Origin of the sequence: Bacillus sp. FSL P2-0099 (assembly GCF_038007445.1) — a bacterium.
In the GTDB taxonomy this organism is placed as follows: domain Bacteria; phylum Bacillota; class Bacilli; order Bacillales; family Bacillaceae_G; genus Bacillus_A; species Bacillus_A mycoides.
Genome location: NZ_JBBOXE010000001.1, coordinates 2,453,820 through 2,469,830 on the forward strand (window position 1 = coordinate 2,453,820; position 16,011 = coordinate 2,469,830).

Below are 16,011 nucleotides of genomic sequence, written 5' to 3' on the forward strand. Positions count from 1 at the left end.
GGAATTATAGGTTCCATAAGCTTTTTTTATAAAACTTAAGAATTCTTAAGAATTTTACGGGGTGTTTCCTAATTTTCATAGTTTATCATGTATGTATTGAAAGCGATGAGGAGAGTGAAGAAATTAAAAAAGAAAATTTTCTTTGTAGCTTTCAGGTGGATACATAGTGACAATCTCATTGAAAAGGTGATAAATAGATGAAGAAGAAAAATAAAGTGTTAATTACTAGTGTAGTAGCAATTGGAATTGCTGCTGGATCATATTTTGCATTTGCTGGCGGCGGTTCGGAAGTAGCAATGGAATATAGCGGTTATAAAGTTATAGAAAAACAAATTGAAAATGCACAAAAATTTGGCGGTGAAGTTATTCCAAATGGAATTGAAACAATTTCATTCGATCCAACAAAAGGTACGTATGAATCAGCTGTTAAAAAAGGCGATGAAGTGAAAAAAGGTCAGCTTCTGTTTAAATATAATGCCCCTACTGCTAAACAAGGTGTAACGGAAGCAGAAATGCAAAAGAAAATCGCACAAAAAGAAGTAACATTGTATCAAAAACAACTTGATGCAGCGAAACAAAAATTACAAAAAGATAAAAATGCTGGTCTTCCTCAGGAAGCATTAAAAGCATCGGAAATCGAAGTGCAACAATTAGAATCACAACTTGAAATGAAAAAATTTGAAGTTGAAAAATCTGATGAAATGATTAAAGAAGCAAAAGAGAAAGTAAACACACTTTCTGTAACGAGTCCTGCTGATGGTGTAATTGATGATATCGTAAAAACTGCTGATGAAAAAACAGGTATGAGTGGCATTACACTTCGTCACGCTGGTCCATTTAAAGTAAAAGGTCAACTTTCTGAACATGAACTTGCTAGCATGAAAGTTGGGCAAGAAGTAACTGTCTCATCAAAAACTGTCACTGGTAAGAATTGGATAGGAAAAGTAACAGAAATCGGTTCTACACCATTAAAGAGTATGGACGAAAATAAAACTGTTTCTAATTATCAATTCACTGTCACATTAGATAATAGTGAAGAATTACAAAACGGCTTCCATGTATACGTAACGAGTAAATCTGGCGAAGCAACTGGTACGATTGTTCCGAAAAGCAGCATTGTGAAAAAAGGTGACAAAAATGTTGTCTTCGTTGTAAAAGACAGTAAAGCGAAAGAACAAGCGATTACTGTTGAATTCGAGACAGATAGCGAAGCAAAAGTTTCTGGAGTGAAAAAAGGAGAACAAATTATCTCTAAACCTGAAAAAGATTTAAAAGATGGTATGGAGGTTGTCGTTGAATGATTAATTTAAAAGGCATCACGAAATCCTTCCAAAATGGTGCAGAAGCCGTTCAAATATTACACGGAATTGACGTAACTCTGAACCAAGGAGAATTCACTTCTATTATGGGACCGTCTGGTTCTGGTAAATCAACATTAATGAACATTATCGGTTGCTTAGATAAACCAACGACAGGTACGTACGAACTAGCTGGTCAAAATATTTCAAACATGTCTGAAACAGAACTTGCACATGTTCGTAATAAAGAAATCGGATTCGTATTCCAAAACTTCATGTTACTACCAAGACTTACAGCACTACAAAATATTGAATTACCTCTTATTTACGCTGGAGTCGATAAAAAAGAAAGACGTGAGCGCTCATTAGCTGCTTTAACAAAAGTAAGTTTAGCTGATCGTGCTACTCACCTGCCAAATGAATTATCAGGTGGACAAAAACAGCGTGTTGCGGTTGCTCGTGCAATCGTAAATAACCCGAAATTTATTTTAGCCGATGAACCGACAGGTGCACTTGATACGAAAACAAGTACACAAATTATGGACCTCTTTTATGAATTAAACAAGCAAGGCTCAACAATCATTATGATTACCCACGATCGTGAAATCGGTGAAGCGGCTGCCCGCCAAATTGTAATTCGTGACGGAAATATCGTCCAAGATTGGAGAGGTTAATTTTGAACACGAGTGAAACTATACGCATGGCCCTTTCCTCTATCTTTGCTCATAAAATGCGTTCTATCTTAACGATGCTAGGAATTATTATCAGTATTAGCGCCATCATTACCATCATTTCAATGGGTGATGGTACAAACGCAAAGTTTAAAAAAGAATTAGGGCAAGGAAAAGATACGGAAGTAACCATTTACTATAACAACCCCGATTATGGAACAGATAGTGCCAAAATCACAACTGATATGCTCAAACGTCTTCAAACTGTGCCAGGCGTTAAAGATGTTGATCCAGATGTGAGTATGAAAGTAAAAGCATCTTCTGGTTCAAAAGATGTCTCTCTTAATCTAAAAGGTGGAACAGTCGCCTTTATGACAGATGCGAAAATAAAATTAGTTCACGGTCGGGAATTAAACGATAGTGAACTAAAACAAGCAATCTCTGCAGTTATTTTAAATGAAGAAACTTTCAACAAATTATTTAATGGTTGGGAACCAAATCTATATACAGACATAAAAGGAAAACCGTATAAAGTAGTCGGTGTTTATGAAGCAAAAAATGATTCCGGAATGGCTATGTCAGCAGGTTATACATCACTTGAAAATGCTCCTGTCATTTCAGGAGTAACTGAGTATGACTCTGTAAAATTAACACTAACTTCACCAACAGAACGTAAAAGTGTAGAAAAACAAGCTGTTTCTATTTTGAACGAGATGAAAGCTCCTAAATTTGAGCATAAATTTAAAGCTCAAGATATGGGTGAATTTACGAAGCAATTAGACGAATCAATCGGTATGATGAAAATGGTATTCGGTGGTATCGCTGCTATCTCCTTACTTGTTGGTGGTATCGGTGTAATGAATATTATGCTTGTATCCGTAACAGAACGTACACGTGAGATCGGTATTCGTAAAGCACTTGGTGCAACACGCGGTAAAGTATTAACACAATTCTTAATTGAATCTTGTATTTTGACTGGACTAGGTGGTTTCATCGGATTCATGCTCGGTATTTTCTTCGCTTGGATCGTCTCAATCTTTGCCGGATGGCCTCTCGTTGTCTCAACAGAACTTGGACTTCTTGCAGTAGGCATTTCAATGCTAATCGGTATTGCATTTGGTTTACTACCAGCTAACAAAGCTGCAAAACTTGATCCAATTGAATGTTTACGATATGAGTAAAAAAACGTAGGAGTGTAAACTCCTGCATTTTTTCTGTTGAAGCCGAGAAATTTTAACAGTTTTTTTTAATCTTAAGGATTCTTAAGGATTTTCACTCCAGTTTCTTCATGTTTGGATTTTAAACTATGGTTGTAAAGTTAATCTATTGGAGTGACTAAATATGAAGCATTTGTCTTTTTTATCTCAATGTATAACTAATCCAAGAAACGTTGGTGCAGTACTTCCAAGTTCAAAGTTTCTCGCAGAAAAAATGATGGAAAACATTAATTTTGAGAACGCTAAATATATTATTGAATATGGGCCAGGTACGGGTGTATTCACTGAGAAATTACTTAAAAAACGAAATTCGAATACCACTCTTATGCTAGTGGAAAATAATAGAGAGTTTTATTTAATGTTGAAAGAAAAATTTAAAAAAGAGAAAAATTTATTCATTGTATGGGGGTCTGCGGAAAATATCGACAAGTATCTAAAAAACTTCTCTATTCCTTATGCAGACTATATTGTTTCTGGTCTTCCTTTTGCTAGTTTGCCCCAAAATGTTTCAGATGAAATTTTATTAACTACCACAAAAATTTTAAAGAAAGATGGGGTATTTATTACTTTTCAATATACAAAATTTAAAAAGAAGTTCCTTAATCAGTTTTTTGATACAATAGATGAGAAATGGGAGCTTAGAAACGTACCACCTGCTTTTGTTTTTAGCTGTTCAACACCAAAAAATAAGGGAGAAAAATATGGAAGCTAAAATTCTTATTGTTGATGATGATAAAGAAATCAGAAATCTTATTTCTATTTATTTGGAAAATGAAGGTTTGCAAACTCAAAAGGTTGAAGATGCTATTGAGGCCTTAAAACAGTTGGAAGAAAAAGAGTTTGATCTCATTATTTTGGATATTATGATGCCTAACATGGATGGAATTAAAGCATGTATGAAGATTAGGGAAGAACGAACTATTCCCATTATCATGCTTTCTGCAAAATCCGAAGATATGGATAAAATTCAGGGGCTTACTTCTGGTGCCGATGATTATTTGTCAAAACCGTTTAACCCATTAGAATTAATTGCTAGAGTAAAATCTCAATTAAGAAGATATACAAAATATAATACTGAAACGAACAAGAATAAAAATATTATTGAAATTGGTAATTTGACCTTGAATACAGATGCACGTCAAGTATGGGTAAGGGGAAAGGAAACCAGGCTTACTCCTAAAGAATTCGATATACTTGAACTTCTTGCTCGTAACAAAGGGATGGTCTTAAGCATTGAAAAAATATATGAAGCTGTTTGGAAGGAGAATTTTTACAAATCGGATAATAATGTAATGGTACACATTACAAGAATTAGAGATAAAATAGAAGAAGATTCCAAACATCCCATCTACATTAAAACAGTATGGGGAGTAGGATATAAAATATGAGGATGTTTAAACTTAGAAATAAGTTAGTTGCAAAACTTCTTATTGCGGTAGCAATTAGTTTTTTTGTTTCACTTGGTGCGATATTTCTCTTCAGTAAATTGCTTTATCATCTATCCGTAAAAAATTATCTGCCCGAAGTTACTCTAGTTACAGGTTATATTTATACGCTAATTTTGTTTTCAATCATAATCTTTATCTTTATTGCAGTATTTTTGTTAATGGTGCGGAAAAAATTATTATATTTGAAACTTATTACCGAGAGCGTTCACCATATTGCTAATGGAAAACTTGGTTTAACAATCAGAATAGAAAGTAGGGACGAATTGACCCAACTTGCTCAAAATATTAATTATATGTCCAAGGAATTGGAGAATACATTTGAACAGGAAAGACGATTAGAACGTACAAAAAATGAACTCATTACCAACGTATCTCATGACTTACGCACACCGTTGACATCTATTATCGGATATGTAGATTTATTAAAAAGAGGGCAATACGACAGTAAAACACAATTACAGGAATACCTCGAAACCACTTATTTAAAATCACAGAGACTGAAATATCTAATTGATGAACTGTTTGAATATACCCGTTTATCAGACCTCGATGCTAAGTTAAACCTTAATGAAGTTGATTTATCAGGTTTGTTGGAGCAAATAGTTGGAGAATACATACCTATATTTGAAAAGGAAGGTTTAATCGTTCAAAAATCAATAACGGAAGAAACAATACCTATTTTCATGGATGTAGAAAAAATGGTACGTGTTTATGAAAACCTGTTTATGAATGCGATAAAGTACAGCATGAAACCATCCGAATTATCAATAAGTCTTGAACTAATAGGTAACAAAGCAATTTTAAAAGTATCAAATAAAGTCGAGAAGCCACCTGTTAGCGATCCAAATAAATTGTTTGAAAGGTTTTTCAGGGGAGATAAGGCAAGAAAAGATGACCAGGGAAATGGTCTAGGACTTGCTATCTCAAAAAGAATTGTTGAACTTCATCATGGTAATATACATGCAGAGTATAAAGACGGCTGGATGTCCTTTATTGTTGAACATCCGATCATATAGAATGGCTTATGGAATGAAAGGTTCCATAAGCTTTTTTTTTATAAAATCTTAAGAATTCTTAAGGTTTTTACGGGGTGTTTTCTAATTTTCATAGTTTATCATGTATATATTGAAAGCGATGAGGTGAGTGAAGTAGATAAAGAAGAAAGTTTTCATTTTAGCTTTAAGGTGGATGCAACATGAAAATTTTATTAAAAGCAAATAAGAATAGCAGCTTATTTTAAAGAAATGAAAAAACAAACGTAGGAGGATATATATGACAAAACCAGTTGTAGATGTGAAAAACGTCCAAAAAGTGTACGGTAAAAAAGGTGAGAATCACTCACACGCGTTAAAAGGTGTTTCATTCTCAATTCAAGAGGGTGAGTTTGTCGGAATTATGGGACCTTCTGGTTCTGGTAAAACGACATTATTAAATGTAATTTCAACGTTAGATAAAGCAACGGGCGGCGTTGTTGAAATTGCAGGAATAGATATTACGAAAATGAAACAAGGTGAGCTTTCCGATTTCCGTTCACAAATGTTAGGATTCATTTTCCAAGACCTTAACTTATTGGAGAATTTATCTATTTACGAAAACATCGCTCTTCCACTTTCCCTTCAAGGTGTTTCATCACGAAATATCGGATCAAAAGTAGAAAAGGTAGCTGATATGTTAGGCATTTCAGCAATACTTCAAAAGTATCCATCTGAAGTATCTGGTGGACAGAAGCAACGTTCAGCAGCAGCACGTGCGTTAGTTCATGAACCAGCAATTATTTTAGGGGACGAGCCAACTGGAGCTCTTGATTCTAAAAATGCAACGAGTTTACTGGATGCGATGACAAACTTAAATAAAGAGCAAGGGGTATCTATTATGATGGTTACTCATGATCCATATAGTGCAAGTTACTGTCAGCGTATTTTATTCATTCAAGATGGTGAGCTATATAAAGAAATTTATTGCGGTGGTACACGTGAAGAGTTCTATAAAGAAATTTTAGACGTGCTTGCAAACTTAGGTACACAAAAAGCGTAAGGAAGGAAGTTCAATCATGTTATTTAAGCTTTCCATGTCAGGCCTAAAAAGTAAGTTGCAAGATTACATTGTCTTACTTGTTGGTCTTATTGTCTCTATTTCAACTTTTTATATGTTTCAAACATTAGCACTCAATAAGGCGTTCCTTGAATCTAACTCTTCTATTAGGGATATTGTGTCTGTATTTAAAATTGGGTCCTTTTTGTTAGCGTTTATCACATTTTTTTATATTTTATATGCAAACTCTTTCTTATCATCTCTTCGCCAAAAAGAATTTGGTATGTATATGATGTTAGGAGCAAAAAAGAATAAAGTTACCTTACTTATGTTTATCGAAACAATTATATTAGGTGCCGCATCTCTTGTGATTGGAATTACAGTTGGTGTAGGGCTCGCAGAAGGTATCGGTCAGTTACTAATGAAACAATTAGGACTTCCTATTAGTGGTTATCAAGCATTTTACATGCCATCTATGACGGTTACTTGCATCTTTTTCTTTGCATTATTTGTACTATCAGCAAGTATAAGTAGTATTAAGCTAGCGCGTTTTTCTGTATTACAACTTGTACATGCAGATACACAAACAGAACGTGTCGCCATAAAAGGAAAAATGACAGTTGTAGTTGCAATCCTTGGTGTGATTTTATTGGGTATTGGTTATGCATCACTAATCTATATGAAATATGCAAACCCGCTAATTGGTCTGGGATTAATGGCCGTTGGATTAATCACAGCAACCGTTGGTACTTACATGTTATTTGGATCACTTCTCCCAGTTATGATTAACAAGTTAAAGAGTAATAAAAAACGTAGTGAAAAAGGCCTCAATGCTTTTACTTTTGCACAATTAAATTTCCGCATTAATGGCCTAACAAATGTGCTTGCAACAGTAGCAATCTTAGTAGCTCTTGGTGCTGGTGGAATTGCTTGTGGTATGGCATTTAAAAACAACATCCTAAAAATGACAGATCAAATGCGAATTTACGATTCAGTCATTCATAATCCAACAGCGGAAGAAAAGAAAATTTTGGGTGGTATCTTATTTCAAGAAAAACTTGAATATCATTACAAAGTTGATGATAGGTATGTTTATTATCTTAAAGAAGATTTAGAAAAAAATCGCCCTTTCTTGCAAGGTATGAAAACAGAAAAAGTTTCAGAGGGATTACCCATTGGTGCATTTTCAATAAAATGGGTTAAAGGAGAGACCGACACAAAACAATGGATCCAGGCTTTCAGAAAGATCCAGCCAAATTATTTATATCCTGATTATGAAATGAAAATTGTAGATCAAAACATATACGATGGGTTGAAGGGTAAAGAAAGTACTGTGTTTATGGGGAAAACAGATGATTTTGGATCATACATAAAAGAATGGAAAAAACTTGATGAATTACAGATATCAAAATATAAAAATGTGAAAGCGGAAGAATTGGATAGTAAGTATCAAGCGTATATTGTGAGTCATGATTTTGCCAGCGGACTAATGTTTATGGGTTTTTTCGTTGGAGTTGCATTTTTAGCAATGATGGCAAGCTGCTTAATGTTTAAAATTCTATCCGGTGCATCCAAAGATAGTACACGTTATCAAATGCTTCGTAAAATCGGTGTTCGCCGAGAGTTATTAGCACAATCAATTTATAAGGAGTTATTCTTTGTATTCTTAGTCCCAGCAATTGTGGGTATTGTTCACGTATTAGTTGGTATGAACATGTTCAGAGTTCTTTTGCCTGATCCGTACAATCGTATTTGGGTACCAATTATTATTTTCGTAGTGATTTACTCGATTTACTATTTTATTACAGTTCAATTGTATAAAAGAATTGTACTTCCGAAAGAAAATTAATGTAATGATATTATTTATACGAAATATCAACATAATCTGCCCCATTTATTGATCATTCTAAATGGGTTTGGAAATAATAAATGGACTAGCACTACAATCCATAAACGGTGTTTAATGTTCCGTATGATACTGTGTTTTTAGTAATGAGTTTTGGAATTTCCGGAAAGTATTGTTGATAGTGCCATTAGAGAAGTTAAAGAGGAAACTGATCTTGAAGTTAGCAACCTTGTTTATAAAGGACTTTATGAATATGTTAATCCGATCGTCAAAGACCGATATATGATATTTAACTATTTTACAAAAGACTTTAAGGGGGATTTACTAAAAGATTAACCAGAAGGAAAAGCTGTTTGGGTGAATATCAATGAAGCTTACAATCTTCCTATGTAGAAATCCATTCGTAGAAGATTCCCTTTGTTCTTTGAAGAAGTAACATTCGAAATTTAAGTGGAATGGGATCACGAAAAAAATCAAGAGGGACTAGTTACTATAAAGAGAACATAGACAAAACAATGCTGGCCTACACATATTAGTAATATCTAATATGTGTAGGCCTTTTAATTTTAAGCATTTATTAATTTAGGTCTTGATAATATACGAAATTCGCGTTTTGTTGCCGTACTCCCTTATGATAAGGATTCTTTTTGTATCAAAAATCCACAAATAAAAAAAGATAGGGAGTTAGATTGTCAAAAAAAATTAGAGATTATCCTAAACTTGCAAAGGATATTTTAGAAGCTGTCGGCGGAGAAACGAATGTTATTAATGCTACACGATGTGCTACAAGGCTTAGGTTGGTACTTAAGAGATCTAATCCAAAAGCCAAAGAAAAAGTTGCAAGTTTACCCGGGATTATTGCGGCTGTAGAAAATGGTGGGCAATTTCAAGTTATTATTGGGCAACATGTAGGAGAAGTCTATGAAGAATTTGCAGGTTTAATAAACACCGATATTCCTAGTGAAACAAAAGCAGAAAAAAGAATAGTGTTAAACCGTATAATCGCAACCATTTCAGCGGTTTTTGCCCCATTTGTTTATATTTTAGCCGCAGCTGGCATTTTACAAGGTTTACTAATATTAATAAAATTACTCTCTGATAACTTTGTAGAAACTGGAACTTATCAAGTTCTAAACTTTATTTCTTGGGCGCCATTTACTTTTTTACCGATTTTTATCGCAATTACAGCATCAAAGCACTTTAAAACAAACATGTACATAGCAGTGGCGTGTTGTGCTGCATTAGTAAGTCCCTTATGGACAGAAATGGCGGCGCAAATTGTATTACTTTTTTAGGTATTTCCTTAACTGAAACAGTGTATACATCTTCAGTGTTACCACCACTATTTTTAGTGTGGACTTTGTCCTATCTTGAAAGATTTTTAAATAAGCGAATCAATGAGGTAATTAGGCCGTTATTTGTACCGCTTTTATGTATGGTAATAATGGTTCCGCTTACATTGTTGCTGATTGGACCTCTTACAACAATGGGAGCAACAGGAATTGCAAATGGTTATAATTTCTTAGCGGAAAATGTACCCGCATTAGCTGGAGCTATTATAGGAGGGTTCTGGCAAGTAATAGTTATTTTCGGTATTCATTGGGGGACTACTCCTATGGTGTTAGCAAATTTTGATTTGTATGGTAGAGATTCATTCCAAGCCTATCAAACAATTGCAGTGGTTGCACAAGTTGGTGCCGTACTGGGTGTTGTTTTAAAAGGGAAAAGTCAAGAAGTGCGCAAAGTTGGAGTTTCAGCGGGTATTACTGGACTTTTTGGTATTACAGAACCATCTATTTATGGCGTGAATTTAAGATTTAAAAAGCCATTTATATTCGGATGTATTTCAGGCACTATAGGTGCAATTACAGCTAGCTTTTTTAATCCATACTACTTTGCCTATGCGGGGTTACCAGGTCCATTAACGATTGTAAATGGTATAAATGCTGACTACCCAATGTCTATCTGGGGAATTTTATTAGGTTCTGGGGTTGCGATTATTTTACCTATCATTTTAGTTCAAATATTTGGATTCGGTGAAGATACAGCAGAAAAAATAGAAGGTGAAAACTTAACAGCAAAACAAGAACGCGAGACAAATATCCAACAGAATAATGAAGAAACAATCGGTGCTCCATTTAGTGGTAATGTTATCACACTTTCAAAAGTACCTGATGAAGTATTTAGCTCAGGTGCTATGGGGACAGGTTTAGCTGTAGATCCGTCAGATCATAAATTATATGCCCCATTTGATGGAGCAGTTGTCATGATTGCACCTACCAAACATGCGATTGGGTTACGCTCAGAATCTGATATTGAATTGCTTGTACATATTGGTTTAGATACAGTTAAATTAGCTGGAAAGCCTTTCACTATACATGTAGAAGATGGTAGAAAAATCAAAAAAGGGGATTTATTAATTGAATTTGATAAAGAATTAATTCAAACACATGGGTTAAAAACAATTACACCTATTATCATAACAAATTTGAATACTTATAAAGAAATTATTGTAGAAGATATTTCTGAAACCAAACTATATCAGAAATTATTTACAGTAGTAAAATAAGGAGGAATAAACAATGAAAACAATGCCAAAGAAATTCTTATGGGGTGGTGCTTTAGCTGCCCACCAATTCGAAGGTGGATGGAATCAAGGGAATAAAGGACCTAGTGTAGTTGATGTACTAACTGCAGGTGAACATGGAGTGCCAAGACAAATAACAGATACAGTTGAACCTAATACGTTTTATCCTAACCATGAAGCAATTGATTTTTATCATAGATATAAAGAAGATATCGCTTTATTTGGTGAAATGGGATTAAAGTGTTTAAGAACTTCTATCGGATGGAGCAGAATCTTTCCAAATGGTGATGAAACAGAGCCTAACGAAGAAGGACTACAATTCTATGATAATGTATTTGATGAATTACTTAAATATGGTATTGAGCCTATCATCACATTATCTCATTTTGAAATGCCATTGCATCTAGCCAAAGAATATGGTGGATTTAGAAACCGAAAAGTAATAGACTTCTTTGTAAAATTTGCTGAAGTTTGTTTTAAACGATATAAAAATAAAGTGAAATACTGGATGACTTTTAATGAAATCAATAACCAAATGGATGTAAATAACCCTCTATTTTTATGGACAAACTCAGGAGTGGTTGTAAAAGAAGGAGAAAATGCTAAAGAAGTAATGTATCAAGTAGGACATCATGAATTAATTGCAAGTGCATTAGCTGTAGCAAAAGGAAAAGAAATTAATTCTGATTTCCAAATTGGGGCAATGATTTCGTATATACCTATTTACCCTTATTCATCAAACCCGGAAGATGTTATGCTAGCCGAAGAATCACTAAGACTAAAATACTTCTTCCCTGATGTTCAAATTCGTGGTTACTATCCTAAATATGCGTTGAAAGAATTTGAAAGGGAAGGGTACGTTATTAATTTCGAAGAAGGTGATGAAGAGACATTAAAAAATGGTACAGTAGATTACCTAGGATTTAGTTATTATATGTCCACGACAGTAAAAAATGATGTGGAAATTAGTAGTGCAAAAGATATTGTAAACGGTGGTTTAGCTAAAAGTGTGGAAAATCCATATATTAAATCTACTGATTGGGGATGGGCAATTGATCCAACTGGATTAAGATATACATTAAATCGATTGTATGACAGATATCAAATTCCATTATTTATCGTAGAGAATGGATTTGGAGATGCGGATATTCTAGAAAAAGATGGGGCAATCCATGACCAGAAGAGAATAGAATATTTAAAATCACATATTGAAGCATTAGAAAAAGCAGTAACCTACGATGGTGTCGATTTAATTGGTTATACACCTTGGGGAATTATAGATATTGTCTCATTTACTACAGGCGAAATGAAAAAACGCTATGGGATGATTTATGTGGATCGTGATAATGAAGGTAATGGATCCATGAAACGATACAAAAAAGATTCGTTTCATTGGTATAAATATGTAATTCAAACGAATGGTGAAATTAATGTTCGATAAAAATTATTTTAGACTATTAAAGGTTCTTTTGTAAGCGTTGCTTTTTCAACGTACAATGAATTACTGCAATTACTTACAATTGCATAAAATTTAAATGTACTTCCCCTAGCTTTCTATCTGATTAAAGAAATTATGGGTTTGGATTATTTGAGCAGTGTTGTTTATAATGATATGTAGTTGTATATTTGATTATTTACAAAAGATTCGAGACCGAAGAGATGAGGGGAAATAGTTATTGGAAAATATAAGAACTTAATTATAAGATTTCCCGTTCTCGTGAAAAAACACTAGTAAATTCAATTTTGAAGTTTGTTAAGCTATCATTGCTTTTCATTGATGTATAAGTTGCGAGATATAATTAATTTCTTTACGTAAAGAGCAAAACCACTCGCTGTGCCTCGTGAGTGGTTTTGTTTTATTTGGGATTTATATAAAAAAGGGGGTTGTATATTGATAGTCGCCGAGATTGTGATTTTAAGGTAATTATCTTTTCCGTAATGTATAATCCACTGTTAAGTTGAATTTTAAACCACAGCAAAAAAGCATTGATTGGATTATTTAAGGAAGAATAAAAATGAAAACTACTGGTATAAATCGTAAAATTGATGAATTAGGATTTCAGTTCCAACAATAAAAATTGGTGACTATGTACAATTTTCAAATCGTAAGAATCCTTCTTTAAAATTAAATGGTTATGTAGTAAATATTTTAACTAACACAATTATCGTAGATGTTTCAGAAACTATCCAAAATAAGGGTTATAAAGAATTAGACGTTCGTCATGTTGTAAAACATGGTCGCTATAAAAAAATTCGTTCTTATAAAAAACAGGCTTCCTAAAAACTTAAACAATTGCTAATGGAAGTGTGAATCTCATGAAAGAATACATGAGCAATCATAAAAATAGAGTCCTAATAATAAGGGACTCTATTTCTTATGTATATCTTATATCTGTTATATAATTTACTTTTAGGGGTAGCACCACATCGCTATCAAGCTAATATTTTAAAGTACCTCCAAAACGAAAAAACGGTATTCTTTCTATCTAAGATGTAGGAGGAGTATCGTTTATTTTTATAAATGTAAAAAACTTTTGACATTTATAACAGAATTATATAAACTAAGAATGTAAAAAGTTTTTGACAAAATCAGGGGTGATGTTCATAAAAATGGAGAACATAATTCGTATTTTACGTAAAGAGAAAAAGCTTTCCCAAGACGATTTAGCTAAATTATGTCATGTTTCAAGACAAACGATTAATGCGATTGAGAATAACAAATATGATCCTACATTGGAACTTGCTTTTAATTTAGCTAAATCCCTTGGTGTAACGGTTGATCAATTATTTATTTATAAAATCTAGATATGGAGTAGAGGCAAATGAAAAATGGAATTAATATCTTATTTACTTGTTTATACATTGTGATTATGGGGTTACTTGCTTTTGAATGGTATGAGAAACAACAGGTTTCTATAACCTCGTTATTTGTAGCAACAATCATTTTGCAATCATTATTTATGAAGAGAATTTTGAAAGGTAAAAAAGAGGGCGAAAATTTTATTGATGAAATGTTTTTACATATCAGACAGAAAAGCTTATCAATTTGTTGTTTTGTAATGTATGTATTAACTTTAGGTACTTTATTTTTATCAGAAGGAACATGGAATTTTAGCCATATGCATAATAAACCGTTAATTTTTCTGGTTTTCTTATATCCTATCGTTTACCAAATAAGTCATATATTCGTTTCAAGAAACAACTCTTAATAGACTATTTAAAAGTGGGGAAAAACGCTATTCTTTCGGTATAAGTTCAAAACGAGAGGATGGCGTTTTTGTATGTCTATTTCTGTATCAGATGAATTACAACTATTTGCTCAAGAAATTCAAAATTTCTTATCTCCAAATTTCTTACGAAATCTTGCTAGAGATGTTGGTTTTGTACAACGAACCAGTAAGTATCAAGCACAAGATTTAGTAGCTTTATGTGTATGGATTAGTCAAAATGTTGCTAAAACCTCTTTAGCTCAGTTATGTAGCTGTTTAGAAGCGTCAACGGAAGTGCTCATCAGTCCTGAAGGACTGAATCAACGATTTAATGCCACAGCTGTGCAATTTCTACAACAAGTGTTAGCCGAACTTCTCAACCAAAAGTTATTTTCAACTAAGCTGCCCTCTTCTCCATACACTTCTATGTTCAAGCGTATTCGTAACCTAGATTCAACTGCGTTTCAAATTCCCGATGTATTTTCATCTGTTTATCCAGGTGCAGGAGGATGCAGTCATACAGCAGGGTTGAAGATTCAGCTTGAATATGATCTATTAAGTGGACAGTTCCTACATATCCATACAGGTCCAGGTAAACAACATGATCGAACCTATGGTTCTCTGTGTGTCCCGACTGTGAAAGCGAATGATTTATGTATTCGAGATTTAGGTTATTTTCACTTGAAAGATCTTCAACATATACAAGATAAAAAGGCTTACTATATCTCTCGTATTAAATCAAATACACGTATTTATTAAAAAAATCCCACCCCTGATTATTTTCAAGATGGAAGGATCAAGAAAGGTACAGAGTATATACAGATAGATCTGGAGGTCTTAATGAACTCTCTTCAACCAGGACAAACATGTGAAATATCCGACGCTTATGTAGGAATGACTGATAAAGTACCAACTCGTGTAATTGTTCATCGGTTAACAAAAGAACAACAACAAAAACGATTACAAGATCAAGCTGTAAGAGAAAAAAAGAAAGGAATGAAGTATTCTCCACGTAGTAAACGACTCAGTGGCATCAATGTATATATGACAAACACCCCCTACAGATATTGTCCCAATGGGACAGGTACATGACTGGTATTCTTTGCGTTGGCAAATCGAAATTTTATTTAAAACGTGGAAGTCATTCTTTCAAATTCATCATTGTAAAAAGATAAAACCAGAACGATTGGAGTGCCATTTATATGTTCAATTGATTGCCATTCTACTCTGTTTTTCTATCATGTTTCAAATGCGCCAATTGCTCCTCATGAAGAAAAAAAGAGAGCTTAGTGAGTATAAAGCCATATATATGATTAAAGATTATTTTCTTCTTTTATTCCAAACTATACAAAAAAACGCCCAAGAGCTATCAAAGGTGTTACTTCGCTTGTTCAAACTCCTACAGCAAAACGGGCGGAAATCTCATCGATATGAGAAAAAAACGGTCTTTGATATACTAGGTGTCATTTACAATTGTACCATGTCAGATAATCAAGCCGCTTAATTCAAAAAAGTGAAACTCGTTAGGGTTTATTTCGTATGCAAATCTTTCAATCAACTACACTTGCCCTTTAGAAAAAAGAAACAATCTCGCCTAAAATTGACTTTGCATAAGCTTAGCTTGATAGCGATGGGGTAGCACCACATGCCCATCAACTTAAGAATTTTATAACGCCCCAAAAACAAAAAAATTGTACATTTTCA

Annotated in this window: 12 protein-coding genes and 3 pseudogenes; all 15 read left to right on the forward strand. The window is 33.6% G+C overall.

The features are described 5' to 3' along the window. The first annotated feature begins 197 nt into the window (after positions 1-197). Positions 198-1,301, forward strand: coding sequence for an efflux RND transporter periplasmic adaptor subunit (locus MKY90_RS12540; RefSeq protein ID WP_016126975.1), 1,104 nt, complete (start codon positions 198-200; stop codon positions 1,299-1,301). Beyond that, the gene (locus MKY90_RS12545; protein WP_016126976.1) at positions 1,298-1,972 is read left to right on the forward strand and encodes an ABC transporter ATP-binding protein; all 675 of its coding nucleotides are present in this window, start codon (positions 1,298-1,300) and stop codon (positions 1,970-1,972) included. Before MKY90_RS12540 ends, MKY90_RS12545 begins: the two co-directional genes overlap by 4 nt. 26 nt (positions 1,973-1,998) lie before the next feature. Then, entirely contained in the window at positions 1,999-3,150 is a 1,152-nt protein-coding gene (locus MKY90_RS12550) for an ABC transporter permease (protein ID WP_003193210.1), read from the forward strand. A 160-nt stretch (positions 3,151-3,310) separates the two neighbouring features. Next, entirely contained in the window at positions 3,311-3,898 is a 588-nt protein-coding gene (locus tag MKY90_RS12555; RefSeq protein WP_078179150.1) for a class I SAM-dependent methyltransferase, read from the forward strand. Then, positions 3,888-4,574 carry a response regulator transcription factor gene (locus tag MKY90_RS12560; protein WP_016126979.1) on the forward strand — a complete coding sequence of 229 codons (687 nt, stop codon included), beginning with the start codon at positions 3,888-3,890 and terminating at the stop codon, positions 4,572-4,574. Before MKY90_RS12555 ends, MKY90_RS12560 begins: the two co-directional genes overlap by 11 nt. Next, entirely contained in the window at positions 4,571-5,650 is a 1,080-nt protein-coding gene (locus MKY90_RS12565; RefSeq protein ID WP_050001526.1) for a HAMP domain-containing sensor histidine kinase, read from the forward strand. The genes MKY90_RS12560 and MKY90_RS12565 overlap by 4 nt, the downstream gene beginning before the upstream one ends. A gap of 256 nt (positions 5,651-5,906) precedes the next feature. Further along, positions 5,907-6,668, forward strand: a complete 762-nt coding sequence (locus MKY90_RS12570; RefSeq protein ID WP_003193219.1) for an ABC transporter ATP-binding protein — start codon at positions 5,907-5,909, stop codon at positions 6,666-6,668. 16 nt (positions 6,669-6,684) lie between these two features. After that, positions 6,685-8,514, forward strand: a complete 1,830-nt coding sequence (locus MKY90_RS12575) for an FtsX-like permease family protein (protein ID WP_215599649.1) — start codon at positions 6,685-6,687, stop codon at positions 8,512-8,514. A 150-nt stretch (positions 8,515-8,664) separates the two neighbouring features. Beyond that, a pseudogene (locus tag MKY90_RS12580) lies at positions 8,665-8,961 on the forward strand (NUDIX domain-containing protein); the annotation flags it as partial. 239 nt (positions 8,962-9,200) lie between these two features. Next, positions 9,201-11,080, forward strand: a pseudogene (locus MKY90_RS12585) (beta-glucoside-specific PTS transporter subunit IIABC). A gap of 13 nt (positions 11,081-11,093) precedes the next feature. Further along, the gene (gene bglA, locus MKY90_RS12590; RefSeq protein ID WP_016126986.1) at positions 11,094-12,539 is read left to right on the forward strand and encodes a 6-phospho-beta-glucosidase BglA; all 1,446 of its coding nucleotides are present in this window, start codon (positions 11,094-11,096) and stop codon (positions 12,537-12,539) included. A 609-nt stretch (positions 12,540-13,148) separates the two neighbouring features. Further along, complete coding sequence (locus MKY90_RS12595) at positions 13,149-13,379, forward strand: DUF2187 family protein (RefSeq protein ID WP_087944776.1); 231 nt, start codon at positions 13,149-13,151, stop codon at positions 13,377-13,379. A gap of 329 nt (positions 13,380-13,708) precedes the next feature. After that, positions 13,709-13,903: a helix-turn-helix transcriptional regulator gene (locus tag MKY90_RS12600; protein ID WP_002204176.1), complete on the forward strand. Its 195-nt coding sequence runs from the start codon at positions 13,709-13,711 to the stop codon at positions 13,901-13,903. Between the two features lie 17 nt (positions 13,904-13,920). Continuing rightward, positions 13,921-14,307, forward strand: a complete 387-nt coding sequence (locus tag MKY90_RS12605; RefSeq protein ID WP_341091473.1) for a hypothetical protein — start codon at positions 13,921-13,923, stop codon at positions 14,305-14,307. A gap of 72 nt (positions 14,308-14,379) precedes the next feature. Continuing rightward, positions 14,380-15,811, forward strand: a pseudogene (locus tag MKY90_RS12610) (IS4 family transposase). Positions 15,812-16,011 lie beyond the last annotated feature (200 nt).

What these genes read in the sequence shown, in the direction of transcription:
- MKY90_RS12540 (WP_016126975.1), top strand. Translation starts at nt 198, where the DNA reads ATGAAGAAGAAAAATAAAGTGTTAATTACTAGTGTAGTAGCAATTGGA.
- MKY90_RS12560 (WP_016126979.1), top strand. Translation starts at nt 3,888, where the DNA reads ATGGAAGCTAAAATTCTTATTGTTGATGATGATAAAGAAATCAGAAAT.
- MKY90_RS12600 (WP_002204176.1), top strand. Translation starts at nt 13,709, where the DNA reads ATGGAGAACATAATTCGTATTTTACGTAAAGAGAAAAAGCTTTCCCAA.
- MKY90_RS12550 (WP_003193210.1), top strand. Translation starts at nt 1,999, where the DNA reads ATGGCCCTTTCCTCTATCTTTGCTCATAAAATGCGTTCTATCTTAACG.
- MKY90_RS12605 (WP_341091473.1), top strand. Translation starts at nt 13,921, where the DNA reads ATGAAAAATGGAATTAATATCTTATTTACTTGTTTATACATTGTGATT.
- MKY90_RS12555 (WP_078179150.1), top strand. Translation starts at nt 3,311, where the DNA reads ATGAAGCATTTGTCTTTTTTATCTCAATGTATAACTAATCCAAGAAAC.
- MKY90_RS12545 (WP_016126976.1), top strand. Translation starts at nt 1,298, where the DNA reads ATGATTAATTTAAAAGGCATCACGAAATCCTTCCAAAATGGTGCAGAA.
- MKY90_RS12565 (WP_050001526.1), top strand. Translation starts at nt 4,571, where the DNA reads ATGAGGATGTTTAAACTTAGAAATAAGTTAGTTGCAAAACTTCTTATT.
- MKY90_RS12575 (WP_215599649.1), top strand. Translation starts at nt 6,685, where the DNA reads ATGTTATTTAAGCTTTCCATGTCAGGCCTAAAAAGTAAGTTGCAAGAT.
- MKY90_RS12570 (WP_003193219.1), top strand. Translation starts at nt 5,907, where the DNA reads ATGACAAAACCAGTTGTAGATGTGAAAAACGTCCAAAAAGTGTACGGT.
- bglA (WP_016126986.1), top strand. Translation starts at nt 11,094, where the DNA reads ATGAAAACAATGCCAAAGAAATTCTTATGGGGTGGTGCTTTAGCTGCC.